Source organism: Nocardiopsis sp. NPDC049922 (assembly GCF_040660275.1).
GTDB lineage: Bacteria > Actinomycetota > Actinomycetes > Streptosporangiales > Streptosporangiaceae > Nocardiopsis.
On the sequence record NZ_JBFAME010000001.1, the window covers coordinates 720,750 to 746,582 of the forward strand.

The following is a 25,833-nucleotide window of genomic DNA, read 5'->3' on the forward strand; positions in this document are numbered from 1 at the left end:
CCTCGTGGCCGCCACCGCCGCGGGCCGGTCCCCGCCGACGGACAGCCCCGACGATACGGCAGGCGCGGGGGCGCCCGGACCGTCGGACGACGCCCCCGACCCGGCCTCAGCGCCTGCGCTGGAACTGGTTGACCAGCCGCATCCGGCGCGCGTTGGTGATGATGCCGGTGAGGGTGACCGCGAACGTGCGGATGGAGTCGGAGAAGTCCTCGATCCGCCACTCCTTGGGCCCGGTGTACCAGGCCAACCCGTCGCCGGTCAGCTCCTCGTCCGTCAGGTCGGTCAGCGCGGCGGAGGCCAGGATGTTCGCCCAGCGGTCGACGTCGTCGAAGATGACCGCGTACGGCAGGTAGCGCGAGTAGATCTCCACGCGCTCCCCCGGCCGCTCCGTCGCCGACCGCTGGCTGAGCAGGTAGTCGCGGAAGCCGATGGTGTGCGCGAGGACCGAGCTGCCCAGCCGGGTCTTGGCGGGCATGTACTGGGCGGCGACCGTGATGGCGGCTCCGGCGATGACGACCGCGAGCCCGGTGAACGCCGTCGTGGTGAACATGGCCAGCAGCACGGTCAGGAGCACGCCGAGGGCGGTGATCGCCATGCCCATGGTGCTCCAGCGCCCGCGCACCTGGTTCGGGGAGCGCGCGAACCACTTCAGCCGCACCATGTCCCGGTACAGCTCCTCCCGGACCCGGTCCATCCGGGCGGGGAAGTCCGAGCACACGCGCGCCGTGCCCACCTGGGACAGGCGGACGGTCCGGCGTTCGGCGAACAGCGCGTCCAGCAGGAGCCACTCGTAGGGCCGCAGGCTCTCCCCCGGCGGCCCGTCCAGGCGCACGAGCCGCCAGTCGACCGACGTGAAGTGCTCGTGCGGCAGCTCCTCCAACCGGATGTAGCCGCGCACCGCCAGGTCCACGACCGCGCCGGTCAGGTCGGTGATGTCGACCGTCTCGTTGAAGAGCGTGCCGATCTGGCCGGGGTGCACGCCGTCCGGCGGTTCGAAGCGCGCCCTCCCGTGCTCCCCGGTGGTGACGGGCGCCTGGTCGCCGCGGGCCGCCTCCTCGCGCAGCGCGCGCTCGTCCCGTCCGCGCACGCGGATCAACAGCACCAGGCCGCCCACCAGGACCGCCAGCAGTAGGCCGAACACCCCGGCCGTCCACGGGGTGACCTGGAAGGCCGAGGCCAGCGACCAACGGCGGTCGAGGATCGGCTCACCCTCGGCCGTGCCGGGCGGATAGGTGACGGCGATGTCGAGACGGTCGCTGGGGCGCATGTCGGCCTGGAGGAAGTGCGCGACGGCCATGTCGGTCCCCAGGTCGGAGGCCGTGCAGTACAGGGCGCTGCGCGGCTCGCCCGCGAGGCACGACAGGCCCTCCGGGGGCATCGGGGCGGTGACGGTCACGTCGGTGGACTGGACGGTGTGGCTGTAGGCGCCCACCGCCCGCCACTCCAGTTGGACCCCCTGGGCGACCTGGCTGACGGCCCCGCGCACCCGGTAGCGGAGCACCACGGTCTCGGCGCCGCCGGTGGAGACGTGCGCGTACAGCGTGCCGCCCGCCTTCTCCGTCTCGACCGCCAGCTCCTCGCCCGCGCCGTCGGCGGCGCCGATCCCGTACACCTCGAAGACGCGGTCGTGCTCGGTGTCGTAGAGCATCGTCTCGGTGAGCGCCCGGGTGAAGGTGGTCGGAGCCCCGCCCTCGAAGGTGAGCGTCTCCTCGCCGAGCAGGACGCCGTCCTCCTCGAGGTGGAGCCGGATGTCGTTGGTGATGACCGTCTCGCCGGTCGAACTCCGACCGACGACCGCGTCGGGGAGCCCTTGTACTGTGGTTGCCGGTGCCGCCGCCGTCACGGCATGGACCGCCCCCACGGGCCCGACGACGGTGACCACCGTGAACAGCGAGGAGAACACGAGAACGGCCGCCGCGGACGCGACGGCCGGGCACCTGGAGCCGACCCACCACATGACGCGAGAGCCTATCCGGTCCCCCCGCTCCCCCCGTGCACTGACGCCCCTTCCCCGGGGTCGCGCCCACCGTCGCCGCCGGGTGGTCCCATGGTGACCCCGCCCCGCGGCGCGGGTACCGGGTTCTGGTCGGAACGGCCCGGATTCGTCCAGCGGCTCGGGCTGTCCGCCTCGTTCACGCTGTGCGTCGGGCTGGCCGCGGTCGGGTTCACCGGATTCCTCGCGACGTCGGAGATGCTCGCCCCCGCGGAGGCCTCCTGGTCCGGTTCCCACCCGATCGGCGCGGCGGGCCAGGCCCCCGAACCGACGACCGCCGAGGCCCCGCTGACCGACTCCGGCGGCGACCCGCTGCTCGACAACGCCCTGTACGAGGTCGGCGAGCTGGGCGAGGTCACCTGCGGCGTCCCGGAGCTGGACGCGGACGACCCCGCGTCGATGGAGGCGTTCGCGCACGCCATCGCCGACTGCCTCGACCAGGCCTGGAGCGCGTACTTCGCGGAGGCCGGGCTGGAGTTCGCCTCCCCCAACCGCGTGTACTGGTATGCCGAGGGGCACAGCCCGTGCGGCCCCTTCCCCGAGGAGGACACGGCGGCCTTCTACTGCCAGGCCAACCAGGGCCTGTACCTGGGGGTGGAGGACATCGTCGCGGCCTCGGCGGGCACCGACCGGCCCGAGGCGTACACCTTCCTGCTCAGCCACGAGTACGGGCACCACGTCCAGGGCCAGTCCCGCATGCTCGCGGAGTTCCGCACCGACCGCGCGGCGGCCGACCCCGAGACCGCGGACGAACTGACCCGCCGCAACGAACTCCAGGCCGACTGCCTCGGCGGGGTGTTCCTCGGCGCGTCCGGGGCCTCCCTCGACCTCGGCGCGCAGGAGCGGGCGAACATCCTCGACGACGTCGCCCGGCGCGGCGACCACGGAGCCGAGCGCACGCACGGGCAGGCGTCCAGCGGCCGTCTGTGGACCGAGCACGGCATGGACCGGAGGGATCCGGCCGCGTGCAACACCTGGAAGGCCGACGGGGAGCTGGTGCGGTGAGAGGCGTGACGGACCCGGTCAGCCACCGGGCCCGCCAGGCCAACCGCCGTGTGCTCGGCACGGTGGCCGCCCTGCTGTCACTGCTCATGGCGCTGGCCGTGCTCTCGTGGTCCACGGCCGACGACGGCCAGGGCGCCGCCCCCGGGTCCGCGGCCGAGGCGACCGGCGCCGACACCGACCGCTCCCTCCCCGGCGGCTCCGCCGAGGGGGGCGCGGCGGATCTCGCCCACCGCCCCGAACAGCGGGGACGCCCGTCCGGTCGCACCGCGCTGGTGGCCAACCCGCTCTACGACACCGGCCGCCTCAGTCCGCTCCCGTGCCCGGTGCCCGAGCCGGACGTCGACGATCCCGACGCGATGGAGGACTTCCTCCACGAGATCGCGGACTGCCTGGACGACGCGTGGAGCACCCAGTTCGCGCGGGCGGGGATCCCGTTCGAGCCGCCGGCACGCGTGTTCTGGGACGAGCCCGGGGTGAGCCCGTGCCGTGCCTACCCCTCCGCCGCCGGCGCCTTCTACTGCCGGGCCAGCCGGAGCATCTACATCGGCACGGCCGACGTGGTGGAGAAGTGGAACGGCGCCACCGACAGCGTGGTGTACGCGTCCCTGCTCGCGCACGAGTACGGGCATCACGTGCAGGGCGAGTCCGGCCTGCTGGAGTACTACCACGAGCAGCGCCGGCTGGAGGTCGACGTCCTGGAGCGCAACGCCTGGACGCGGCGGAGCGAACTCCAGGCGAACTGTCTGGCGGGCGCGTTCCTCGGCTCGATCCGCCTCGGCTACCCGTTGGACGGGGACGACCTCGCGGCGCTCCTCGACGACGCCGCCGCCACCGCCGACCGCGAGGACGGTGACGAGGAGGAACGCACCCACGGGTCGGCGGACAACGGCGTGTGGTGGACCCGGCGGGGGTGGGAGGAGCAGACCCCCGGCGCGTGCAACACGTGGGACGTCACCGACGAGTCACTCGTCCAGTAACGCTGTCGCGCGCTCACCCAGCGTGGCAGGATGCTGGATATGTCGGCCCCCGCCACACCCCCCGAACCCCCCGTCGCCTCCGACCGACCGGACCCCGGACCCGACCGCGTGGAGCTGCGCGTGCACGGCGTGGCGGGCGGCACGGCCGAGGAGCTCCTCGACGTCGAACCGGCCATGCGGGTGGCCGGTGACGGCCTCTCGGGCTTCTTCCGCTGGCGCGGCCGGGACGACACCGAGACCGTTCCCGGTGTGCGTCGAGAGATCTTCGCGTGGGGGAACCTGAACTCGGGCAGTTCCTCACGTGCTCTGTGGCTGCTGCTGCTCCCGTTCATGCTGCTCAACCTGGCGTACTGGACGCGGCCGGGCCGCGTCGACCGGAACCCGGGCGGCGCGCGCCGGGCGGCCGACCACGTCTACGACGGCTCCGTCCGCCTCCTCGCGCTCTCCCTGACCGTGCTCATCACCCTGGCGGCCGCCGGGATCGGGATGGACCTGGTCGCGTGGCAGTGCACCGCCCAGGCGGAGGCGTGCGTGCGCGCCCGCCCGTGGCTGACCTTCCTGGCCTCCGCCTCCTCTCCCCTGTCGGCGCCGGGGACCGCCCTGCCGCTGGGCGCCCTGCTGCCGGTGACGGTGGTCGTGGTGCTCTGGTGCCTGTCGCGGCGGACCGAGCGCGAGTACGAGGTGGTCCGGGGCCCGGTCCCCCCGGTGACCACCGACGCCGCCCCGCTCAGCCGCCCCGACTTCTGGCACAACGGCGAGATCCTGGCGCGGCTGCGGTCCGCGCACATCGCGGTGGCCCTGGGAACGGTGGCCGTCCTGCTCCTCGTTCCGGCCCTGCGACACGACCTCTCCGGGGGCGGGAGCGCCCTGTCCGGGCTGTCGGGGTTCGGGATGGTTCTGGCGGTGCTCCTGGGGACGGTGATGACCGCGAGCGCCGGGAGTGTCGTGGTGCCCGACGCGGACCCGCGGCGGAACGGGCGCGTGGACCGCGTCTGCCGGATGCTGCGGGACGCGACGGTCACGGTCGCCGTGGGGGTGGCCGCGTACACCGCGTGGCCGCGCCCGTCCTGGACGCCGTCGGGGCGCCTGCCGGGCGCGGGCGCGACGCTCAACGCGCTGTTCACCGCCCAGGGACTCCTGGTGCTGGTGTTGTTGGTGGCCTCGGTGGTGCTGTACGTGTCGGACCGCGCCCACGACCGGTCGGCGATGCGGGGCATGGCGGGACCGGCGACCGCCGCGTTGGGCGCCCTGCTCGGGGGCGGCTTCTCCGCCGCGCTCGTCTACCAGGGGTCGCTGTGGCTGAGCGGGTGCGACGCCCTGACGCCGGGCGGACCCGCCTGTCTGGAGCTGGCCCCGCCGACCGCGTACTCGTGGCTCCAGCTCGCGTTCACCCTGGAGGCGGTGATCGCGCTGGTCGTCGTGGCCGCGATCGCGGTCGCGCTGCGCCGCGCCACCCGCGCCCACCTGCCGGCCGTCACCGAGCAGTACGCGCGCAGCGTGCGCGACCGGCGCACGTGGGAGATCGCCCGCGCCCGGGCCGTGGGGCGGATGACCGAGGCACTGCCCGCCGTCCTGACGGCCTTCCTGGCCCCGGTGGCGCCGTTGGTGGTGCTCGTGCTCTACTCGTCCCTGTCCGGCGACGTGATCACGAGTCCGCGGCCCGCGGACACCGCGGTGTCCGGCGGGATCGAGGGGCTCGCCCGGGAGACGGTGGCGCTGATGGTCAGCGTCGGGTCGGTCCTGGGCGGCGCGGCGCTGCTGGGCGTGGCCTGGATCGGCCGGAGCGCCTACCGGGACCGCCCGACGCGGCAGGCGGTCGGCGCGCTGTGGGACGTGGGCACGTTCTGGCCGCGCGTGGCGCACCCGCTGGCGCCGCCCTCCTACGCCGAGCGCGCGGTGCCGCAGCTGGCCGCCCGGGTGGCGCGGATGGCGCGCGAGGGCGCCGACGTGGCGCTGTCGGGCCACTCGCAGGGGTCGGTGCTCGCCGCCGCCACGATCTGGCAGCTGCCGGAGGACTGCGCGGGTCGGGTCGCGCTCGTGACCCACGGGTCACCGCTCGACCGGCTCTACGCCCGCTACTTCCCCGCCTACTTCGGCCCGTACGCCTTCGCCGACCTGCGGAGCCGGGTGTCGGGCTGGCGGAACCTGTGGCGGGTCACCGACGCCTTCGCCGACCCGGTGCGCACGAGGGAGCGCTCCGGCGACGGCCCGGAGGTCCCCGGGGTGATCGCTCCGGCCGAGCCGCTGCCCGACCCCCGCGCCTACGACCCGCCGCCCGGCGAGGCCCTGCGCCCGGAGATCCTGGGGCACAACCGTTACACGGACGACCCCGCCTACGCGGAGTCCCTGTGGAAGGTGCTGAACGACGGGGGCGACCACCGCTCCTGAGCCCCGCCCCGCCGTGAGGGCGTGGTCGGACGGTCTACCAGGGACCGTAGGGGCCGTTGTTGCGACCGCCGCCCGCGCCCTTGACGGCCGGGCGCACGTCGAGGAGGAAGACGAGGGTCGCGACCAGACCGAGGATGACGAACATGCCGGTGCCGGAGAACACCGCCAGGAGGGACAGGCCCGTGGCCGCGCCGGTGAGGATGAGCCAGAGCTTCTTGCTCTGCTTGTCCATCAGCTCGAACGCCTGCGCCGGTGTGCGGATCGCCTCGATCAGCGCGTAGAGACTGGCCACGAAGGTGACCAGGTAGATGGCCTGCCAGATCAGGTAGAACACAACACACTCCCGACGACGCGTTCCGGCGGGGTCCCGCCCGCTCTCCACGGTAAACGCACCGGGGCCGCCGATCGTGCCCGGGGGAGTCGGGCGTCACAGGCGTGCGCCCGACAGGTCACACCGGGATGTGCCAGAGACAGGTGACCGCCGCGAGGAGGAACGCGGAACCGCCCATGATGAACGCGCCCGCGTGGTACGGGAGTTCGGTGTCGGGGCGCAGGAGGCGGTTGACGCGACGCACCACCCCGGGGGTGGTCGCCTCCAGGGCGGCCATCGCCCCGGCGGGCACGGGCGCGGGTCCGGCGGCACCGAACCGCAGGAGGGCCATGGCGAGCTCGCGCGAGGAGCTCGTGCGGCGGGCCTGGTCGTCGGCGCACATCTCGATGAGCAGGGCGACGCTCTCGTAGTACGTCCGGATCAGGGGGGCGCGCGGGAAGGCGCGCTTGAGCGAGGAGAAGGGCAGCAGCACGAGGTCGTGGCGCTGGCGCAGGTGGGCGTGCTCGTGGGCCAGGACGGCGGCCAGTTCGCGGTTGTCGAGGACCGCGAGGGCGCCGGCGCTGATGACGACCTGGGACCGCAGCACGCCGGGCAGGCAGTACGCGGCGGCGGCCGGGTGGTCGACCACGCGGGCGCCGGGGACGTCGGGGTGTTCGCTGGCCACGAGTTCGAGGAGGTCGTGGTGGCGGCGGCGCACACGCACGACGTGCACGAAGGAGGAGACCAGTCCGTAGAAGAGGACGAGGGTGAGGGCGATCGCCAGGACCACGGCCGCGATGCGGCTGACGCCCTCCAGGCCGCGGGAGAGTTCGGTGAGCAGGAGTTCACCGGTGACGACGTCGGTGACCAGCGCGACCAGGCCCGCCGCGGCGCCGAGTTCGTAGGTGGACAGCCCGTAGGCGAGCAGCGCGCCGATGGTGGACACGCCCCATGCCAGGCCGAGTGCCTGCCAGGTGATCACGGCCGTGTAGGGACCGCGCGACGGCCACTCCGCCCGGTGCAGGGCCTCCATGGCGAGCACGCAGCCGACCGCGACGAGGGAGAGGAGGGCGGCACTGACCATTCGGACTAGTTCCTTGGCTGCTCGATTTCCGCGAGTGCGCGCCGGAGCGCTTCAGCCTCCTGGCCGTCCATGGACTGGACGAAGGCGGCCAGGGCGGCGTCACGGTCTCCCGTCTGCCCGAGCGCGTCGAACATCAGCTCGGACACGTACGCCTCACGGCTGGCTGCCGGACGGTACCGCCACGCACGACCCTCACGTGCCCGGGTGACGACCTTCTTCTTGGCCAGTCGGTCGAGCACGGTCATGACGGTCGTGTGTGCGAGGTCGCGCTCGGCGAGGGCCTTGCCCACCTCGCGAACCGTCATCGGTTCGTTCTGCGCCCACAGTACATCCATCACCGCGCGTTCGAGTTCGCCTAGCCGAGTCATAGCGTCGAGTCTACCGACCCTAGTACTACAGACTGTCGTACCCCCACGTTAAATCCTGGTCACCCGAGGGCAAGGGGGTTCCAGCCGCCCGACGGGAGCGGGAAGGAAGGGAACATGGACCGCACACGGGGCACACGCCTCACCGTCATCAGGGGCGACATCACTGAGCAGCGGGTCGACGCGATCGTCAACGCGGCCAACAGCTCGCTGTTGGGCGGGGGCGGCGTCGACGGCGCCATCCACCGCAGGGGCGGCGAGGCCATCCTGGAGGAGTGCCGACGGCTGCGCGCCTCCCACTACGGGGGCGGTCTGCCGACCGGCCGGGCGGTGGCCACGACCGCGGGTCTCCTGCCCGCGCGTTGGGTGATCCACACGGTCGGCCCGGTGTACAGCGCGTCGGAGGACCGGAGCGCGCTGCTCGCGTCGTGCTTCACTGAGTCGCTCCGGGTGGCGCACGAGCTCGGCGCGGAGTCGGTGGCCTTCCCCGCGATCTCCACGGGCGTCTTCCGGTGGCCCGTCGACGACGCGGCTCGGATCGCGGCGGAGGCGATCCACGGGGCGGAGGTTCGGGTGCCGGAGATCCGGCTCGTCCTGTTCGACGACCGCGCGCTGGCCGCCTTCCGGCGGGCCTTCGACACGGCCTGACGCGTCGGCGGTCGCACCCGCCTCTCTCACCGGCCCGGGTCGGCGATCGGCGGCGGGTAGCCGTCCGGCGCCTCCGGCTCCCGCCACGGCGTGAGCGCCCGCCTGCCCGGCAGGCCCCGCAGTTCCGGCACGTGGCGGCGGACGTAGTCGCCCTCGGGGTCGAACCGCCGGGCCTGGCGCAGGGGGTTGAACGCGCGGTTGGGCCTGGTGTCGTTCCCGGTCCCGGCGACCCACTGCCAGTTCCCGTAGTTGTCGGCGACGTCCCCGTCCACGAGGTGGGCGTGGAAGTGGTCGGCGCCCGCCTTCCAGTGCACGTGCAGGGTCCGGGTGAGGAAGGCCGCGGTGATCATGCGCGCCCGGTTGTGCATGAACCCCTCCCGCAGGAGCTGGCGCATGCCCGCGTCCACGATCGGCACCCCGGTCACGCCCCGCCGCCAGGCGTCGAAGGCGTCCGGGTCCTCGCGCCACTCGCGGTCCCTGGGCCGGTAGTCGCGCGCGGGCAGCGCGGGAAAGGCGCGCGTGACCTGGTGGTGGAAGTCCCTCCAGGCGAGCTGGCGGACGAACTCCTCGGCCCCCTCCCCCGCCCGCGCGGCCTCGGCCGCCTCGGCGACCTCCAGCGCGGACAGGCAGCCGAACCGGAGGTCGGCCGACAGGTGCGAGGTGGCCGCGCCGGGCAGGTGGTCGCGCTCCTCCGCGTACCGGGCCAGGCCCCGGTCCAGCCAGGAGGCCAGCCGCGCACGCGCCGCCTCCTCCCCGCCGCTGAGGCGGTCGGGCGCCGCCGTTGCGATCCCCGCCTCCGCCAGCCCGTCCGGGACGGCGCCGGGGTCGACCCCCTCCGGGAGGCGGACCCCGTCCGGGGCTGGCAGGACGGCCCTGCGGCCGTACTCCGCCCAGGCGCGCCAGTAGGGGGTGAAGACCTTGTAGTGGTCGCCGCTCGCGGGGGTGACCCCGCCCGGGGGAACCACCGTCAGTCCGGGGAACGGGCGCACGCTCAGGCCCGTCCGCCGCAGCGACTCCTCCCGCCGGGCCGCGAACCGGGAGACACCGGCGCTCACGAACACGGTGTCCGCCCCGGTCTCCTCCGCCAGGGCGCGGACGTGCCCGATCGTGTCGCCCTCCCGGACGACCAGGTCACCGCCGCGCGCCCGCAACGCGGCGCGCAGGTCGGCGAGCGCCTCGGACAGGTAGCCGCACCGGTTGCGGGCGGAGCGCTCCACGATCCGCGGATCGACCACGAACAGGGGCAGCACGGTCCCGGCGGCGTCGACGGCGGCGGTCAGGGCCGGGTGGTCGTGGACCCGCAGGTCCTGGGTGAACAGCACGATGGTCGGCGACACCCATCCCCCTCACTGAAGGCGACGCATCACCATCCGAGAGTAGCGGTGACTGCGGGGTCGATCCGCCTGGATCCCGGGTAGGGGTAACGACATGGACGCAGTACACGAGCCGACTGCCGCCGTCCGACCCCGGGTGGGGGTGTCGAGCTGCCTGCTCGGCGCGCCCGTCCGCTACAACGGGGGCCACTCCCGCTCGCGCTTCCTCACCGACGAGCTCGACCGCCACGTGGACTGGATTCCGGTGTGCCCGGAGGCGGAGATCGGTCTGGGCGTGCCCCGTCCGACGCTGCGGCTCCAGAGGCACGACGGCGCGGATCGGGTGATCTCCAGCAAGGACGGCGCCGACCGCACCGACGAACTCGCGGCCGTCGCCGACCACCACGTCCTCCAGTTGCGCCGGGCGGACGGCTACATCCTCAAGAACAGGTCGCCCAGCTGCGGACTGCTCGCCCTGCCGGTGTTCTCACCCGACGGGAACCGCGTCGACGGCAAGGGCCGGGGCGCCTTCGCCGAGCGGTTGACCCGGCTCCTCCCGCACCTGCCGGTCGAGGAGTCCGGCCGCCTGTCCGACGCCGCCCTTCGGGAGCACTTCGTCCAGCGCGTCTTCGCGCACGCCCGCCTGCGCGCGCTCCTGGAGTCGGACTGGCGACCGCGCGACCTCGTGGACTTCCACACGCGCCACAAGCTCCAGCTGATGTCGCACTCGCCGGAGGGGTACCGGAGGACGGGCAGGATCGTGGCCCGGGCCGGATCGGCCGACCGGGACGAGACCGCCGCCGCCTACCGGACCGCGTTCCATCAGGCGATGGCGGTCCGGACCACCCGGGGCAAGCACGCCAACACGCTGCAGCACGCGTTCGGGCTGCTCAGTCCGCTGCTGGACGACACGCGCAGGCACGATCTGCTGACGGCGATCGAGGACTACCGCACGGAGCTGCTGCCGCTGAGCGTCCCGGTCACCCTCCTGCGGCACCACTGCGCGGCGGAGGACGTCGCGTGGGCGCGCGAGCAGACCTACCTGCGGCCCTACCCGGACGAGCTGCGTCTGCGGCACGCCCTGGTGGTATGAGTCCGGGAGCGACAACCTCCACACACAAAGCCCTCGGTCGACTACAGTAAGTCACATTCCGTACCGCTCCGCCTCTCCGGGAGCGGATACCGGTCAACCCCGACCCTGAGGTTTCGGTGTGTTCGCGACATTCTCCCGACGGGCCGTCGTGCTCGTCTCCTCGTGCACGGTCGTCGTCGCCGCGGCGGTCCTGGCCACCACCCCGCCCGGAGGGCTCCCCGGACGGCTCGGTGAGCGCCTGCTCGGCACCGGTCCCGAGGTCAGCACGGGCGAGGTCCGCTTCCCGCCCGTCCAGGGCGAGACCACCCCCGCGCCGATCCCGCAGCCGGGCCAGGTCGCCGTCTGCGACGAGGCGGGACGGGACGAGGTGGTCACGCTCCCCGACCTCGGCGCGCCCGAGGGCGGCCGTCCGCTGTGGATCCGCCGCCCGCCCGGCCCCGACAGCGCCGACCTGCCCGTGCTGTACCTGCTGCACGGATCGGCCTCCACGCACCGCACGCTGACGGACGAGCGGATCGGGGAACGGCTGGACGAGCAGATGTGCCGCGCCGGGGTCGAGTTCGTCATCGCCGCCCCCTACGGGCAGGTGGAGTCGGGGGCGACCACCGAGTGGGGGGACGCGGCGGACGGCTCCTTCGCGTTGGAGTCGTTCCTCACCGGCCCGGCGGTCCGCGCGGTGGAGGGCGACCACGTCCGGCCACGGGGGTTGCGCGCGATCGGCGGCTTCTCCATGGGCGGCTACGGCGCGGCGGCCGTCTCCCTGCGCAACCCCGAACTGTACGGGCAGGTGGTGAGCTGGGGCGGGTACTTCCGGGTGGACGACCCGGACGGGATCTTCGGCGACGACGCCGAGGACCGCTCCCCCGATCGGCTGCTCGACTCCCCGGAGGCGCGCGACCTCCGGTTCGTGCTGGTCGAGGGCGAGGAGGACCACACACCGCTCCAGGAGGGCAGCATCCACGGCGAGGCGGAGCGCTTCGCCGGTCTGCTCACCGAGGCGGGTATGACGGTCGCCACGCTCAGCCCGCGCGGCGGCCACGACTTCCGGACCTGGACGCGGAGTTTCCCCGAAACGGTCGACTTCCTGGTGTCGGGCTGGTCAGCGACGCCCTGAGTCGACGCGCCGTCAATACCAGGACCCTCGGACAGTCCGGGTGGGAACAGTGTGTACCTTCGTCGCTGTTGACGACAGCGGCCGTATACACGATCGGAAGGGACCACCGGTGTCCGCAAACGTGCCTGAGGGCGAACAGACGGCGGTCCCCTCCCGGGTCGCGACCGTCAGTCTGCACACCTCTCCGCTCGACCAGCCCGGCACGGGCGACGCCGGTGGACTCAACGTGTACGTCGTCGAGGTGGCGCGGCGCATGGCCGAGCGGGGCGTGGCCGTGGACGTGTTCACCAGGGCCACCAGCGCCGACCTTCCTCCGATCGTCGAACTCGCGCCCGGCGTGAACGTGCGGCACGTGCCCGCCGGTCCCTACGGGCGCCTGGACAAGCACGCGCTCAACGACCACCTGTGTCCGTTCATCTTCGGCATGCTCCGTGCCGAGGCCCAGGGCGAGCCCGGCCACTACGACCTGGTCCACGGCCACTACTGGCTGTCCGGCAGGGCCGGTGTCGTGGCCGCGCGCCGGTGGGGTGTACCGCTCGTGCAGTCGATGCACACGATGGCGCGGGTCAAGAACGCCTCCCTCGCCGAGGGCGACGCCCCGGAGCCGGAGGCGCGGGTTCGCGGCGAGGACCAGCTCGTGCGGCAGGCCGACATGCTCATCGCCAACACCGACGACGAGGCCCGCCAGCTGCGCGAGTTCTACGGCGCGCGCGACGAGCGGATCAGCACCATCCCGCCCGGCGTCGACCTGGAGGTCTTCACGCCCGGCGCGCGCGACGAGGCGCTGCGCCGGATCGGGCTGGCGCCCGGCACCGAGCTCCTGCTGTTCGTCGGTCGCGTGCAGCGGCTCAAGGCGCCCGACATCCTCATCCGCGCCGCCGCGCGCCTGCTCGACCGCGACCCCTCCCTGCGCTCGCGTCTGGTGGTCGGCGTGGTCGGCGGCCTGTCCGGCGGCGGCACGCGCGAGCCGGGACTGCTGGCCGACCTGGCGCGCTCCCTGGGCGTGGCCGACGTGGTCCGGATCGAACCTCCGCAGGACCGCGTGCGGCTGGCCGACTACTACCGGGCGGCCACGGCGACGGTCGTGCCCTCCTACTCCGAGTCGTTCGGTCTGGTCGCGGTGGAGTCGCAGGCCTGCGGAACACCGGTGGTGGCCTCGCGGGTGGGCGGCCTGACCACGGCGGTGGCGGACGGAACCTCCGGGGTGCTGGTGGAGGGGCACGACCCCGACGACTACGCGGCCGTGCTGCACCGGCTGATCACCCAGCCGGCGTGGCATGCCAGACTCGCGATGGCGGCCCCACGGCACGCGGCGACCCTGGGCTGGTCGCGGACGGTGGACGAGCTGCTGGACGTGTACCGGGCGAGCACCGCCCCGCGCCCGCTGCCGATGGCCGCGTGCCGGTGACGGATCGAGGGGAAGGAACGGACGTGGGAACGGATACGGCGCGCGAGGCCGCGGCCCAGGCGATCGCGGAGGCGGTGGCCGAGGCCGGACTGGAGACGGAACGACCGCGTGAGGGCTCCTTCCTCGTCACCCTGCCGGGAACGGCCAAGCTCAAGACGCTGGTGTGGCTGGAGGTCGGGCCGCACAGCCTGACGCTGACGTCGTTCTTCTGCCGCCGTCCGGACGAGAACCACGCCGCCTTCTACCAGTGGCTGATGCGCCGGAACTCCGACATGTACGGAATGGCGTTCGCGGCCGACGACGTCGGCGACGTGTACCTGCGCGGCCGTCTGCCGCTGGAGGGGATCACCCCGGGCGAGGTCGACCGGCTGCTGGGGTGCGCCCTCACCTACACGGACGAGAACTTCAACGCCGCGCTGGAGCGCGGGTTCGCGTCGGCGATCCGCAAGGAGTGGCACTGGCGGGCCGAACGCGGCCACGACATGCGCAACCTGAAGGCCTTCGCGCACCTGGCCGAACCCACCCACCACGAGTAGCGGGGGCCGGGGTCGCTCCCGGAGCGGGTGAGCGGGGTGGATACGCTTGGTGCCATGGGAACTCTGGTACTGCTGCGACACGGTGAGAGTGTCTGGAACGCGAAGGGCCTGTTCACCGGGTGGGTGGACGTGGACCTGTCCGCCACGGGCGAGGACGAGGCCCGCCGCGGCGGGGAACTGCTCAGGGCCGCCGGGATCACCCCGGACATCGTCCACACCTCCCTCCTCAAGCGCGCCATCCGCACGGCCAACCTCGCGCTGGAGACCGCTGACCTGCACTGGCTGCCGGTCCAGCGCACCTGGCGCCTGAACGAGCGCCACTACGGCGCCCTCCAGGGCAAGGACAAGGCGCAGACGCGCGACGAGTACGGCGACGAGCAGTTCATGATCTGGCGCCGCTCGTACGACACCCCGCCGCCGCCGATCGCCGACGACGACCCCTACTCCCAGGCGGGCGACGCCCGCTACGCCGGTCTGCCGCCGGAGCTGCTGCCGCGCACCGAGTGCCTCAAGGACGTGCTGGACCGCGCCCTGCCGTACTGGTACGACGCCATCGTCCCCGACCTGGCCGCGGGCCGGACGGTGCTCGTCGCCGCGCACGGCAACTCGCTGCGCGCGCTGGTCAAGCACCTGGACGGGGTCAGCGACGCCGACATCGCGGGGCTGAACATCCCGACCGGCATCCCGCTGCGGTACGACCTCGACGACCAGTTCAAGCCGACCAACCCGGGCGGCACCTACCTGGACCCGGAGGCCGCCGCGGCCGCCATCCAGGCCGTCGCCAACCAGGGCAAGAAGTAGGCCCGACCCACGCGTTCCGTGCCCGTGCCGCCCCCGGTGGCGCGGGCACGGCCGTGTCCTGGGCCGGACTCAGTAGACGAGGGCCTGGGCGCCCTCGCGCAGGGTCTCCTCGACGAACGTGGGGGCCCCGGCGATGCGCACGCCCTCGATGAGGTCCTCCTGCGTCAGGTCCCGGCGCGCGGCGCACTGCGTGCACACCGTCACCCGGCCCGCCGTGAGCACGGCGGCGAGGAGTTCGGCCAGGGGGGCGGCGTGCGGGAGTGCGAAGTCCTCCGCGCGTCCGGGGACGGCGAACCACGCCGACTCCCCGGTCAGCCACAGCGAGACCTCGACGCCGCTGGCCAGGGCCGCGGCGGCGACCGTGAACGCCTGGTTGCACCGCTCGGGGGCGTCCTCCCCCGCGGTGACCTTGATCACCATCGATCGAGACATGGTCGCCAGCCTACTCAGATTCCGAGGAGGATCAGAACGGTCCCGGCGATCGCGCAGACCGCGAGGGCGGTCGAGAAGGCCACCGCCTCACGGCGCCGGGGGGACAGCCGCACCGGCTGCGCGTCGACGCCGTGCTCGATGGTCAGGCCGCCGCCCTCGGGGGCCGCGATCACCACGCGCCCGTCCCGGATCCGGACCTCACCGGAGACGCGCACGCGGGCGCCCCGCCGGATCACCCATTCGCGGTACTCGAACTCGATGGTCTCGCCGCGGAAGACACCCGAGATCCGCCCGCGCACGCGCGGCAGGAGGTCGTCGGCGGCGGCCGCCACACCCGGCTGGGGGCGCCCCACCACGCGTTGCAGGCACAGTTCGGCGCCACGGGGCTCACCGCCGGTCGGGTCGACGAAGACGCGGTCGCCCTCGTCGGTCGCACCCTCCGCGACCAGACCGAACAGCTCCTCGGAGCCGAACTCGGCGATGGGGTCGCAGGCCCGTTCGCGGACCGCGCCGTCCCCCCGGTCGCGGTTGAGCGGCCAGTAGTGCCGCAGCACCTCGTGGCCGTGCCACACGCACTCCGCCCCGGCCAGGCCGGAGCCGATGGTCCCGGCGGGCCCGGGGGCGGCGACACCGGTCAGGGTGACCCGCTGACCGCCGCGCGCGGCCAGCGCTCCCGGGCGCAGGCGGGCCAGGCCCCGCTGACGCAGCCAGCGCCGCACGGCGAGGAAGGTCAGCGGGAGGAGGACCACCGCGGCGACGAGCAGCACCGAACCGATCAGCAGTAACACAGGCCGCCCCTTCGGAAAGTGCGTTGGAGGTCGAGGACGGCGGCGGGCGCGACACCCCGTGGCCACACCGCGTCGGTGACCATCTTTACCAGCTCTCCGGGAAAGCGGGGCCAATTGGGCATGACCGGAGCCGTGCACGGGGATGGCCGGAGCGGGCTGTCACCGTCACCCTCCGGACGCGGCTACGCTCAGGGACCATGGACGCTGATGTACACCCCGATCTGGCGAAACTGTCCTTCCTGATCGGTCGCTGGGAGGGCGTCGGCGTCGCCGGATACGCCGACGAGGAAGAGTTCCAGTTCGGCCAGGAGATCGAGTTCGCGCAGAGGGACGGTCTGCCCTACCTGGACTACCGCGGCAGGGCCTGGCGGATGACCCCCGAGGGAACGCTCGGCGAGCTCATCACCGAGGAGTCCGGGTACTGGCGTGCGCTGTCGGAGGAGGACACGGCGCGGTACGCCAAGGACGACGGCGAGAACGTCATCCACCTCGAGGTGCTCATCGCCCACAACGAGGGCTTCATCGAGTCGTACCTGGGCAACGTGTTCGCGAACCGGGTGGAGATGGCCACCAACGCGGTGATGCACACCATCACCGGCCTGGAGGTGACCGCGTCGCACCGGCTCTACGGCCTGTTCGGCGAGGACAGGGAGACCCTGGGGTACGCGTGGGACCTGGCGGCGCGGGGCCACGACCTTCGCTCGTACATGTCGGCGCAGATGAAGCGGACCGACCGGAACGACTAGCGCGGAGCGCGGCCGGGGTCCGTCCGTGCTCACGCATGGGCGGACCCCGGGCTGTCTCCCGCCGAGGGGGCGGGGCCGGTCGGACGAGGTCCGGCAGCCCGGGGTCCGGGTGTCCGTCTGGGATTCGCCGCGAACGACGTCGCGCGAACGCGTTGCGTCGCCCTAGCGGACGGCCACCTCGCCAGTCCTAGAATCAACCATTTCTCGGACCACCTCCTTTCTTGCGTGCCACGACAGTACGTCGCCCCCGACCCCTGGGGCAAATGTTTTTCCTGGGGACATAACCACAGGTCAAAGACGTGTTTTCGGTGCGCCCGCCACTGCGGCTACTCTCGGCGGTATGACATCGCCGCTGCTGACCACACCGGGCGCCGTGACCGCCGAGTCGATCGACACGGGCGTCGCCGCGCACTACGGCGACCCCGCCCACGAGGGCCGCGCCATCGAACGCTCCAGCGCGTGGGTGGACCGGAGCAACCGGGGCGTGGTGCGGGTGAGCGGGCCCGACCGCCTGGGTTGGCTCAACGACCTGACGAGCCAGCTCACGCGCGACCTGCCGCCCGGAACCGCGACCGAGGCGCTGGTCCTGGACACGCGGGGCCACCTGCGGCACCACCTGTCGCTGGTGGACGACGGCGAGGCCGCGTGGATCCACACCGAACCCGGCGACGGGCCGGGGCTGGCCGCGTTCCTGGACTCGATGCGGTTCATGCTGCGGGTCGAGGTCGAGGACCTGAGCACGTCGCGCGCGGTGCTGACGGTGCTCGGACCGCACCGCGCGGCGGCGGTCGCCGCGGTGACCGAGCGGATCGACGACGTCCCCGTACGCGCCGCCGAGGGAGAGACCGACCTGTTCCTGCCCGCGGAGCGCCTGGCGGAGGCCGCGCGGGCGCTGACGGAGGCGGGGGCCCGCCCGGCGGGCATGTGGGCCTACGAGGCGCACCGGATCGCCGAGCACCGGGTCCGTCCCGGCGTGGACACCGACGACCGCACGATCCCGCACGAGGTCGACTGGGTGGGCCGCGCGGTGCACCTGGACAAGGGCTGCTACCCGGGGCAGGAGACGGTCGCGCGGGTGCACAACCTGGGTCGGCCGCCGCGCCGTCTGGTGCTGCTGCACCTGGACGGGACCGCCGAGCGGCTGCCGGAGGTGGGCGCCGCGATCGAGCTGGAGGGCCGCGCCGTGGGCCGGGTCGGGTCGTCCGCGCGCCACCACGAGCTGGGCCCGATCGCGCTGGGCGTGGTGAAGCGGGCCGCGCCCACCGACGCCGACCTCGTGGTCGAGGGGATCGCGGCGAGCCAGGAGGTCGTCGTGGACCCGGACACGGGCGCCAACGCCCAGATCGACCTGCGCCGCCGCCCGAGGTAGCGGCCGGGTCGCCGCGGCGCACGCCGGGGGCCCGTCCACCGCGTGCGGACGAGCCCCCTGCGTGCGGAAGCGTCAGCTGCTCAGGACCGCGGCGAGGCGCTCCTCGTGCAGGCGCTCACCCCAGGACGGGGCGAGCGGGGGCAGCTGGCCCACGCGCCAGCGCAGCAGGAGGTCGGCCAGCGCCGGGTTGCGCGGCAGCGCCGGGCCGTGCAGGTAGGTCCCCAGGATCTGGCCCTGGTAGGCGCCCTCGGTGCGGTCGTCGTTGCCGATGCCGTGCACCGTGGTGGACAGCGGGCGGGCGGACGGGCCGATCGCCGTGCGGCCCTGGTGGTTCTCGAAGCCGGTGATGCGGCCCACCCCCAGGGAGGGATCGACGTCGGCGACGATCTCGCCGACGGCCCGGGTCTGGCCGCGTCCGCTGCGGATGTCGAGGATGCCCACGCCGGGCAGCGGGTTGGCCTCGTCGTCGCCGTAGCTCTCGCCGATGATCTGGTACCCGGCGCACACGGCGAACACGCAGGCGCCCCGCGCGGCGGCACGGGCGAGGCCGCCGTCGGCGCGCAGGCGCTCGGCCGCGAGTATCTGCGGGCGGTCCTCACCGCCGCCGAGCAGGTAGATGTCGCCCTGCTCGGGCACGGAGTCGCTGGAGTGGACGTGCACGATCTCGGTGGGGATCCCGCGCAGTTCGGCGCGTCGACGCAGGATGAGGACGTTGCCCTGGTCGCCGTAGGTGCTCAGCAGGTCGGGGTAGATCCACACGATCCGCAGGGCGCTGCTGGTGTCCGTCATGAGTCTCTCCCCTACTGGACGCGGCCGTAGGCCGTGCGGATCTGCTGGAACGCGGTGTAGTTGGCGATGACGTCGACCTTGGTGATGTCGGGCTGCTCCGCCTTGAGCCGCTGCAGGACCTGGTCGACCCGGTCGGCGACCTCGAAGGCCACCCCGTCGGTCTCCAGCCGCAGGGCCAGGTCGGTGCGGCGCTCACCCATGACGAACACGCGGCGCCCGCGCAGCACGGTGTAGTCCACGTCCCAGAGCCAGGACGTGTCCTTGCCGTCGGGGATCTGCGCGTTGACGGAGAGGATGACCGGGACCCGCGGCGGGTCGAGGACCGCGAAGGACTCCAGCCATCCGGCCGGGTTCTTGGCGAGCAGCAGGCGCACCTCCACGCCCATGGTCACCACGGAGGTGTACCGTCCGGCGACGGAGGTGATCTCGCGTAGCCGCTCGACGGCGCGCACCGGGTGGATGCCGTACCCGGCGGCGGTGGCGGCGGCGATGGCGGCGTTGGACCGGTTGGCGTCACCGGGAAGGTTGAGCTGGAGCCGCACGCGCTGGCCGTCGGGGCAGACCAGGGAGTCGGTGTCGTTGTCCACCCCCCAGGTCGTCTGGGGCCGGGCCAGTCCGCACTCGGGGCACTCCCAGTACGGGTCGACGTCGCGCTTGAGGTGGCCGCCGCACTCGGGGCAGCACCAGGAGTCCTCCTTCCAGCGCTGACCGGCCGAGACCCAGGTGGCGTTCGGCGCACCCAGCCCCGCCCACGCGACGAGGGGGTCGTCGGCGTTGGCGATGACGTGCGTGTCGGTCTCGGCGAGCGCGGTGCGCCACTTCTTGGCGAGCAGGTTGATCTCCGAGGCGCGGTCCATCTGGTCGCGGCTCAGGTTCATCAGCACGACGAACGCCGGGCGGGTGGCGCGCAGGACCTGCGGAAGGTACTTCTCGTCGACCTCCAGCACGCCGTTGACGGCGGAGGTGCTGGACAGCGCCGTGATGTGCCCGGTGGGCATGTTCGCACCGAACTCGTTGGTGGCGACGTCACCGAGCTCGCGCAGGGCCTGCGTGATGAGCTTGGTGGTGGTCGTCTTGCCGTTGGTGGCGCTGACCAGGGCCAGGCGGCGTCCCTGGGCGAGTTTGGCGAGCAGGTCGGGCTCGACCTTGAGCGCGACCCGGCCACCGATCACGGAGCCGTCTCCGCGTCCGGTCGCGCGCGACAGACTGGCTGCGCTCCTACCCAGTACCGATGCCAGTTGGGCGCGCAGGGGAAGCTCGCTCATCTACTCTCCAGGTCGCTGGATCGCCCGCGCCACCACGTGGCGGTCGCGGGTGACGTGTTGGGGCCAAGCCTAGTGTCCACCTCGGGTCACACCCGCCAGTCCAGGCGCTCGGGGGGCGGTCCCAGGTTGGGCGGCACCCGGTCGGGCACCTCGGCGCCGTCGGGAGCCCCGGACGGCGTCGGCGCCGGCGCCGCGCCCTCCTCGGCGGGAGGCGGGTCGGGGAGCGCGCTCCGTGGCCGTGCTCCGTCGGCGCGGCTCCCCGGCGCGGAGGTCCGCCCGTCCCCCTCGGACGCCGGGTCGGCACCGTGTCCGGTGGCACGGGCGTCCTCCACCGTGGCCAGGGTGGCTGTGGACAGGCTGAGGATACCCGGGTTGGTGTCGGTGAGGACAGGCCCGTCGTCGCCCAGGAGCAGCGCCGCCGTGCACGGCAGCCGCCGCAGCGACCCGGCGTCCAGGCCGATCGGCCGCGACGGCCCCTCGCCCTCCGCACCGGGCGCGGCGGGCGCGTCGATCTCCTCGGCCTGGGCGGTGGCCCGCCCCCAGGCGGTGGCCGATCTCACATGGCGGACGAGGTCGAGGGGCGCGATCCCGGCGGCCGCGTTGCGGATCATCGCCCCCGACTCGGTGTGCGGGGAGGGGAAGAACCGGTCGTCCGCCTCCGCCTCGGCCTCCGGGTCCGGATCGGGTTCGGTGACCGTCGCGCCCACCGCCTCACCGATCACCTCGGTCAGCCGGTGCACCGTGAGTCCTCCGGCGCCCCGCCCGCCCGCGCCGGACGCGGCCGGTTCCCCACACCCGCCCGCCTCCGGCGCGGACGCACCCCCACGTCCGCTCACACCCGGTATCGAGGCCACGGCGCGCTCGACCGTGTCCGCGGACCCACCACGCTGGCGCATGACCACCGGCAGGCAGGCGGGGTCGGAGAATCTGGCCAGGGCGGCCGGGGTCGGGGCGCGGAACATGAGCACCACCTCCACGCCCCCGTCGGCGGCGGCGCGCAGCACCTGGTCCACCTCCCCGTCCGGCAGGCTCTCCGCCCCGCAGACCACGACCGTGCGGGTGCGCTCGGGGCGCGGCCGCGGCCGTCGCGCCGCGGCCCGCTCCGGCCCCTCGCGCGGGCCGTCCTCCAACAGCTCGCTCAGCGCCGCCACCGTGTAGGTCCCGTACATCCGGGCGGCGACCTCACCGGAGGCCCGGTCGGTGGAGATGATCTTGATCTGCGCGTAGGCGCCGTCCTCGACGCGGGTGCCGACCGTCTCGAAGGGGCTCAGCCGCCGTTCCAGCTCCCAGGCCCGTTCCCAGACCCCGGGGGTGTCGGCACAGCGCCGACGCACCCGGGCACGCTGGTCCGCGGTGAGCCGCACCAGCGCCGGGTCGTCCTCGGCCGCGTCGCCCTCCGGTGTGCACAGCGCGCGCAGGCCGCCGATGAGCTCCGCGATCCCGGCGCGGGGGCCGAGCACCTCCAACAACCGCAGCAGGAGGGTCTCGTCGGCGTCGACGTCCTCCGCCGAGCCGGACGCCGCGGCGACCGCGGACAGGACCCGGGCCCGCTGGCCCGCGTCCAGGTTGGTCCCGAGGGTCATCCGGGGCAGGTCGGCGGGGAGCACCCAGCGGCGCGGGGCGACGGCGCACCGGCGCGCCAGCCGGACCAGCTCCCGGGCGACCGACCGGCCGGTGAGATCGACGACGGTGAGGTCGCCGCCGCCGCGCAACCGCGAGACTCCGACCGTGGTGAGCAGGGCGGACCACCCGGCGTCGGTGCCGCCGACCACGACGACCGCCTCGCGGTCGGCCGGCACGGTGACCCCGTACCAGTGCGGCTGGGCCTCGTAGGCACGGCTGGCCGCCCGCCACTCCGTGTGTCTGCGGGCGTGGTCGCGTTGGCGGTCGCGCAGGGCGCGGTCGCGCTCCTCCCGCTCGGCCGCCAGCCGCTCCTCGGCTCTGGCCAGGCGTTGGGCGATGACCTGTCGGCTCTGCACCAGCGCGAACCCGACCGGCGCGGCGATGGCCGCGCAGGCGAACACGCCGCCCACGGCGAGGGCGGCGGGCAGGATCCGCTGTGACCACAGCAGGACGAACAGGACGGCGAACAGGGTCAGCCCGACCAGGGCGACGTGGAGCGGACGGTTGGTCTGGGCCTCGCTGTCGCGCTGGCCCGCGATCCACTCCTCGCTGAGGGTCCGCGCGTCGTCGGGCGCCGGACGGCGCGGGGCCGGACCCGGATGCGGCAGGAGCACGGCGTGCCGCCAACCGAGGTAGGTCCGTCCGGCCTCGCCTCGGGGTGAACCGTCTGTCCGTGGGTGGGGCACCGTCCGAACACCTCCTGACCGGCCTCGGTGAGGGCTCCGGGCGCGCCCGGAGTGGGGCATGAGGCCGTCACCAGCCCGCCGAACCAAGTCAAGCAGGCCAGGCCACGGGCTGCCAGCCTCTCTCCCCCGCCTGTGGACAACCGGCGCCCCGCGCACCCGCTCCCGCCGTCACCGCGCGAGGCCCGGACACGGCACGGCGCCGGTGCCGACGGTCGTCCCGTCGACACCGGCGCCCCGCACACGCGCTGGCCGGTCCCGCGCTCACGCGCCGGTCCGGTACCCGAGCGTCAGGCCTGCACCTGGAGGTCGATGACCTTGCCGACCTCGGCGTTCACCGTGTACTCCCCGGTGAAGCCCTGGGAGGCGAGGACCCGCACCTTCCACGACCCGTCGGCCGCGAAGAAGCGGAAGGTGCCCTCGTCTCCGGTGGCCACCTCGCCCACGAAGTCGTCGTTCTCGTTCAGGAGCCGGGCGTAGGCGCCGCGCAGCGGCGCGCCGTCCCGGGTCACCGTGCCCTGGATGACCGCCTGGTCACCCGCGTCCACGTCGGCGAGGGCCACGCCCCCGACCGGAGCTCCGCAGCTGTCGCTCACTTGGCCTCCGCCTCTCCGAGCTCGACCGGAACGCCCACGAGGGAGCCGTACTCGGTCCAGGAACCGTCGTAGTTCTTCACGTTGTCCAGCCCGATGATCTCGTGCAGGGCGAACCAGGTGTGCGAGGAGCGCTCGCCGATGCGGCAGTAGGCGATGATCTCCTTGTCGAGGTCCACACCGGCCTCGGTGTAGAGCTCCCGCAGCTCGTCGGCCGTCTTGAACGTGCCGTCCTCGTTGGCGGTCTTCGCCCACGGGATGTTGCGCGCGGTCGGGATGTGGCCGGGACGCTGCGAGGTCTCCTGCGGCAGGTGCGCCGGAGCCAGCAGCTTGCCGGTGAACTCGTCGGGCGAGCGGACGTCGACCAGGTCCTTGGCGCCGATGGCGGCGACGACCTCGTCACGGAAGGCGCGGATGCCGTGGTCCTGCTCCTTGGCCGTGTACGAGGTGGCGGCCCGCTCGGGGACCTCCTTGACGAGCTCGCGGGAGTCCAGCTCCCACTTCTTGCGGCCGCCGTCCAGGAGACGGACGTTGTCGTGGCCGTAGAGCTTGAAGTACCAGTAGGCGTAGGCGGCGAACCAGTTGTTGTTGCCGCCGTACAGGATCACCTGGTCGTCGTTGGCGATGCCCTTGGCGGACAGCAGCTTCTCGAACCCGGTGCGGTCGACGAAGTCGCGGCGGACCGGGTCCTGGAGGTCCTTCTTCCAGTCGATCCTGACGGCGCCGCGGATGTGCCCCCCGTCGTAGGCGGACGTGTCCTCGTCGACCTCGACGAGGACCACGTGCTCATCGTCCAGGTGAGCCTCCACCCAGTCGGCGTCCACAAGGACGTCGGAGCGGCTCATGGGGAACCTCCTGTGATTCATGGTGCGGTGTCGCGTGTGCTGGTCGGTGCCCTCCGGGCATGCGGAGCCCGGGGGTCGGGGGTCAGGCGATCAGGGTGCGGGCGGACGCGGCGTCCAGGATCGGCACGGCCTCGCGGGGACGGTGGTACGCGATGCGGCGGGCCCGTACTCCCGATCCGCTCCCGCCCGACCCGTCTCCGGGGCCCGGCGGGCGCCGGGCACGACGGAGGAGCCGTGGATCACGGAAGGGAAGGGTGCCGAGACGGCGCGACGCCGCCCGCGAGGGCCGACCCGCATGGCGTGGAGTCCCCGACCTCGTGCTCGGAAACGGACCGGTCGCACGGAGGGGACGTGGGCTGGGAAGCCCGTCCGCCCTAGGGACACAGACAGAGCGCGGCGGCGACGCGGCAGAAGTCCACTGCCCGTCGCTTCGTCAGATACGCGCTCGTCAAGGAAGTCACGTCCTAGACGCTACAGGCCGGTCGAGGTGTTTGTCACGGGTGGGCTGGATCACAGCTGGGTGCGTCAGCGCCGGTGGGGAGGGTGCGCGGGGCCGGTTCAGGGGAGGGCGGCGCCGAGCGCGGCGATCACGTCGGCCTTGCGGGGCTGTCCTCCGCCGCCGCGCACGACCCGCCCGGAGGCGTCCAGGACGAGCACGGTGGGGGTGCCGAGCAGGCCCAGGCGGCGCACGAGGTCGAGTCGGGACTCGGCGTCCACCTCCACGTGCGCGACGCCCCCGACCATGCCCGCGACGTCGTCGAGGACGCGCCGGGTGGCACGGCAGGGCTGGCAGAACGCCGTGGAGAACTGCACGAGCGTGGCCCGCTCCCCCAGGTCGGCGCCCAGGTCCTCACGGCCGAGCAGCTGACCGTCCCAGGGACGCGCGGCCCGGTCCCGGTCTCCCCCGCGGGTCTCGTACGCGGTCACGGATCCTCCCTGAGAGCCGGTCAGGCCGCCTCGGCGCCCATGAGCGGGACGTCCTGGCCCACCCCGGTGATCCGCAGTCCGTTGGACGCGGCCTCCATGTCGGTGACGGTCAGGCCGAAGGGCAGTGCGGGCGCCTGCACGCTGAAGCTGAGCATGCCCTCGACCATGGACGTGACGTCGACCGGTGTGTTGCCCAGCTGCACGTCGACGGGGGTGAGCCGCACGGTGTCGCCCTCGACGGTGAACTCGCCGCCCGCCGACACGGAGGTGCTCAGACCCAGCTCGGGGATGGCCAGCTCGCCGGTGATGCGCGGCTCCCCGCCCTCCGTCGTGACGGTCATGCCCTCGGGCAGGTGGGAGCTGAAGTAGGAGTAGGGCACCACGAAGGAGCCGTCGATCGTCCCCGCGACGACGGAGGGCTGTTCGAGCAGGTCGGACAGGGGCGCCTCGACATCGCTCGCCGCCGCCTCGATCTGCTCGACGGTCACCCCGGCCATGGCGGCGCTGTCGGCGCTGATGGTGATCCGCGAGTACTCGCCGCTGACGACCTGGGGCAGGAAGGCCCAGCCCTCGATGGCCACGTCCGGGTTCTCGGTCATGTCCAACTGCTGCGCCATCCGCTCCGAGACCGTGCCCTCCGCGACGCCGCGCAGAGCCACGTCGGCGACCACCGCGACGACTCCGATGAGGAACAACAGGACGACGAGGAACTTACGCATGAGTCCCAGCACACTTTCT

The 25,833-nt window shown here is 73.4% G+C and carries 26 protein-coding genes; 11 read left to right on the plus strand and 15 right to left on the minus strand.

Annotated features, from left to right (window positions below; translation table 11 throughout):
* Positions 1 to 106 precede the first annotated feature (106 nt).
* A complete protein-coding gene (locus tag AB0I72_RS03410) occupies positions 107 to 1,957 on the minus strand; it encodes a DUF2207 domain-containing protein (protein ID WP_358562486.1) in 1,851 nt (616 codons plus the stop codon).
* 90 nt (positions 1,958 to 2,047) lie between these two features.
* On the opposite strand from AB0I72_RS03410, the gene AB0I72_RS03415 reads away from it, so the two are divergent.
* From AB0I72_RS03415 to AB0I72_RS03425, 3 genes are read left to right on the plus strand one after another with little or no spacing between them, the layout of a single operon-like run.
* A complete protein-coding gene (locus AB0I72_RS03415; RefSeq protein WP_358562488.1) occupies positions 2,048 to 2,998 on the plus strand; it encodes a neutral zinc metallopeptidase in 951 nt (316 codons plus the stop codon).
* Positions 2,995 to 3,975, plus strand: coding sequence for a neutral zinc metallopeptidase (locus AB0I72_RS03420; RefSeq protein ID WP_358562490.1), 981 nt, complete (start codon positions 2,995 to 2,997; stop codon positions 3,973 to 3,975). The genes AB0I72_RS03415 and AB0I72_RS03420 overlap by 4 nt, the downstream gene beginning before the upstream one ends.
* A 30-nt stretch (positions 3,976 to 4,005) precedes the next feature.
* Positions 4,006 to 6,363 carry a hypothetical protein gene (locus AB0I72_RS03425; RefSeq protein WP_358562492.1) on the plus strand — a complete coding sequence of 786 codons (2,358 nt, stop codon included), beginning with the start codon at positions 4,006 to 4,008 and terminating at the stop codon, positions 6,361 to 6,363.
* Positions 6,364 to 6,397: 34 nt separating this feature from the next.
* Here AB0I72_RS03425 and AB0I72_RS03430 read toward each other — a convergent pair whose 3' ends face one another.
* From AB0I72_RS03430 to AB0I72_RS03440, 3 genes are all read right to left on the minus strand, one after another.
* Complete coding sequence (locus tag AB0I72_RS03430; protein ID WP_358562494.1) at positions 6,398 to 6,697, minus strand: DUF2516 family protein; 300 nt, start codon at positions 6,695 to 6,697, stop codon at positions 6,398 to 6,400.
* 115 nt (positions 6,698 to 6,812) lie between these two features.
* Positions 6,813 to 7,757, minus strand: coding sequence for a M56 family metallopeptidase (locus tag AB0I72_RS03435; RefSeq protein ID WP_358562496.1), 945 nt, complete (start codon positions 7,755 to 7,757; stop codon positions 6,813 to 6,815).
* Positions 7,758 to 7,762: 5 nt separating this feature from the next.
* The gene (locus AB0I72_RS03440) at positions 7,763 to 8,125 is read right to left on the minus strand and encodes a BlaI/MecI/CopY family transcriptional regulator (protein WP_083924217.1); all 363 of its coding nucleotides are present in this window, start codon (positions 8,123 to 8,125) and stop codon (positions 7,763 to 7,765) included.
* Positions 8,126 to 8,239: 114 nt separating this feature from the next.
* Here AB0I72_RS03440 and AB0I72_RS03445 point away from each other — a divergent pair, with 114 nt between their 5' ends.
* Positions 8,240 to 8,770, plus strand: a complete 531-nt coding sequence (locus tag AB0I72_RS03445) for an O-acetyl-ADP-ribose deacetylase (RefSeq protein ID WP_358562498.1) — start codon at positions 8,240 to 8,242, stop codon at positions 8,768 to 8,770.
* Positions 8,771 to 8,796: 26 nt separating this feature from the next.
* Here AB0I72_RS03445 and AB0I72_RS03450 read toward each other — a convergent pair whose 3' ends face one another.
* A complete protein-coding gene (locus AB0I72_RS03450) occupies positions 8,797 to 10,107 on the minus strand; it encodes a deoxyribodipyrimidine photo-lyase (RefSeq protein WP_358562500.1) in 1,311 nt (436 codons plus the stop codon).
* 91 nt (positions 10,108 to 10,198) lie between these two features.
* Between AB0I72_RS03450 and AB0I72_RS03455 the strand changes: the two genes are divergently transcribed.
* The 5 genes from AB0I72_RS03455 (at position 10,199) to AB0I72_RS03475 (ending at position 15,035) form a co-directional block, all read left to right on the plus strand.
* Entirely contained in the window at positions 10,199 to 11,176 is a 978-nt protein-coding gene (locus AB0I72_RS03455) for a DUF523 and DUF1722 domain-containing protein (protein WP_358562501.1), read from the plus strand.
* 118 nt (positions 11,177 to 11,294) lie between these two features.
* Complete coding sequence (locus AB0I72_RS03460) at positions 11,295 to 12,290, plus strand: alpha/beta hydrolase-fold protein (protein ID WP_358562503.1); 996 nt, start codon at positions 11,295 to 11,297, stop codon at positions 12,288 to 12,290.
* A gap of 109 nt (positions 12,291 to 12,399) precedes the next feature.
* The gene (gene mshA / locus AB0I72_RS03465; protein WP_358562505.1) at positions 12,400 to 13,698 is read left to right on the plus strand and encodes a D-inositol-3-phosphate glycosyltransferase; all 1,299 of its coding nucleotides are present in this window, start codon (positions 12,400 to 12,402) and stop codon (positions 13,696 to 13,698) included.
* 23 nt (positions 13,699 to 13,721) lie between these two features.
* Entirely contained in the window at positions 13,722 to 14,234 is a 513-nt protein-coding gene (locus AB0I72_RS03470; protein ID WP_358562507.1) for a YbjN domain-containing protein, read from the plus strand.
* 54 nt (positions 14,235 to 14,288) lie between these two features.
* The gene (locus tag AB0I72_RS03475; protein WP_358562509.1) at positions 14,289 to 15,035 is read left to right on the plus strand and encodes a phosphoglyceromutase; all 747 of its coding nucleotides are present in this window, start codon (positions 14,289 to 14,291) and stop codon (positions 15,033 to 15,035) included.
* 69 nt (positions 15,036 to 15,104) lie between these two features.
* Here AB0I72_RS03475 and AB0I72_RS03480 read toward each other — a convergent pair whose 3' ends face one another.
* Together AB0I72_RS03480 and AB0I72_RS03485 are read right to left on the minus strand one after the other, a co-directional pair.
* Positions 15,105 to 15,467 carry a DsrE family protein gene (locus tag AB0I72_RS03480; protein ID WP_358562511.1) on the minus strand — a complete coding sequence of 121 codons (363 nt, stop codon included), beginning with the start codon at positions 15,465 to 15,467 and terminating at the stop codon, positions 15,105 to 15,107.
* A gap of 14 nt (positions 15,468 to 15,481) precedes the next feature.
* Positions 15,482 to 16,255, minus strand: a complete 774-nt coding sequence (locus tag AB0I72_RS03485; RefSeq protein WP_358562513.1) for a GIDE domain-containing protein — start codon at positions 16,253 to 16,255, stop codon at positions 15,482 to 15,484.
* A gap of 197 nt (positions 16,256 to 16,452) precedes the next feature.
* Here AB0I72_RS03485 and AB0I72_RS03490 point away from each other — a divergent pair, with 197 nt between their 5' ends.
* Both AB0I72_RS03490 and AB0I72_RS03495 read left to right on the plus strand, forming a co-directional pair.
* Positions 16,453 to 17,001 (plus strand): FABP family protein, encoded by a 549-nt coding sequence (locus AB0I72_RS03490; RefSeq protein ID WP_358562515.1) that lies wholly within the window; start codon positions 16,453 to 16,455, stop codon positions 16,999 to 17,001.
* Positions 17,002 to 17,341: 340 nt separating this feature from the next.
* Complete coding sequence (locus AB0I72_RS03495; protein ID WP_358562517.1) at positions 17,342 to 18,370, plus strand: folate-binding protein; 1,029 nt, start codon at positions 17,342 to 17,344, stop codon at positions 18,368 to 18,370.
* Positions 18,371 to 18,442: 72 nt separating this feature from the next.
* On the opposite strand, the gene AB0I72_RS03500 is transcribed toward AB0I72_RS03495, so the two are convergent.
* From AB0I72_RS03500 to AB0I72_RS03535, 8 genes are all read right to left on the minus strand, one after another.
* Positions 18,443 to 19,159, minus strand: a complete 717-nt coding sequence (locus AB0I72_RS03500; protein ID WP_358562519.1) for a glutamine amidotransferase — start codon at positions 19,157 to 19,159, stop codon at positions 18,443 to 18,445.
* Between the two features lie 11 nt (positions 19,160 to 19,170).
* Positions 19,171 to 20,424 (minus strand): MurT ligase domain-containing protein, encoded by a 1,254-nt coding sequence (locus tag AB0I72_RS03505; protein WP_358562521.1) that lies wholly within the window; start codon positions 20,422 to 20,424, stop codon positions 19,171 to 19,173.
* Positions 20,425 to 20,510: 86 nt separating this feature from the next.
* A complete protein-coding gene (locus tag AB0I72_RS03510; RefSeq protein WP_358562817.1) occupies positions 20,511 to 22,661 on the minus strand; it encodes a hypothetical protein in 2,151 nt (716 codons plus the stop codon).
* 359 nt (positions 22,662 to 23,020) lie between these two features.
* Entirely contained in the window at positions 23,021 to 23,326 is a 306-nt protein-coding gene (locus AB0I72_RS03515) for a DUF1416 domain-containing protein (protein WP_358562523.1), read from the minus strand.
* A complete protein-coding gene (locus AB0I72_RS03520; protein WP_358562524.1) occupies positions 23,323 to 24,168 on the minus strand; it encodes a sulfurtransferase in 846 nt (281 codons plus the stop codon). The genes AB0I72_RS03515 and AB0I72_RS03520 overlap by 4 nt, the downstream gene beginning before the upstream one ends.
* Positions 24,169 to 24,542: 374 nt before the next feature.
* Positions 24,543 to 24,629, minus strand: a complete 87-nt coding sequence (locus tag AB0I72_RS03525) for a putative leader peptide (RefSeq protein ID WP_352983320.1) — start codon at positions 24,627 to 24,629, stop codon at positions 24,543 to 24,545.
* Between the two features lie 97 nt (positions 24,630 to 24,726).
* A complete protein-coding gene (locus tag AB0I72_RS03530) occupies positions 24,727 to 25,032 on the minus strand; it encodes a thioredoxin family protein (RefSeq protein WP_358562819.1) in 306 nt (101 codons plus the stop codon).
* An 83-nt stretch (positions 25,033 to 25,115) separates the two neighbouring features.
* On the minus strand, positions 25,116 to 25,814 hold the full coding sequence (locus AB0I72_RS03535; protein WP_358562526.1) for a DUF2993 domain-containing protein: 699 nt from the start codon (positions 25,812 to 25,814) through the stop codon (positions 25,116 to 25,118).
* Positions 25,815 to 25,833: the final 19 nt, after the last annotated feature.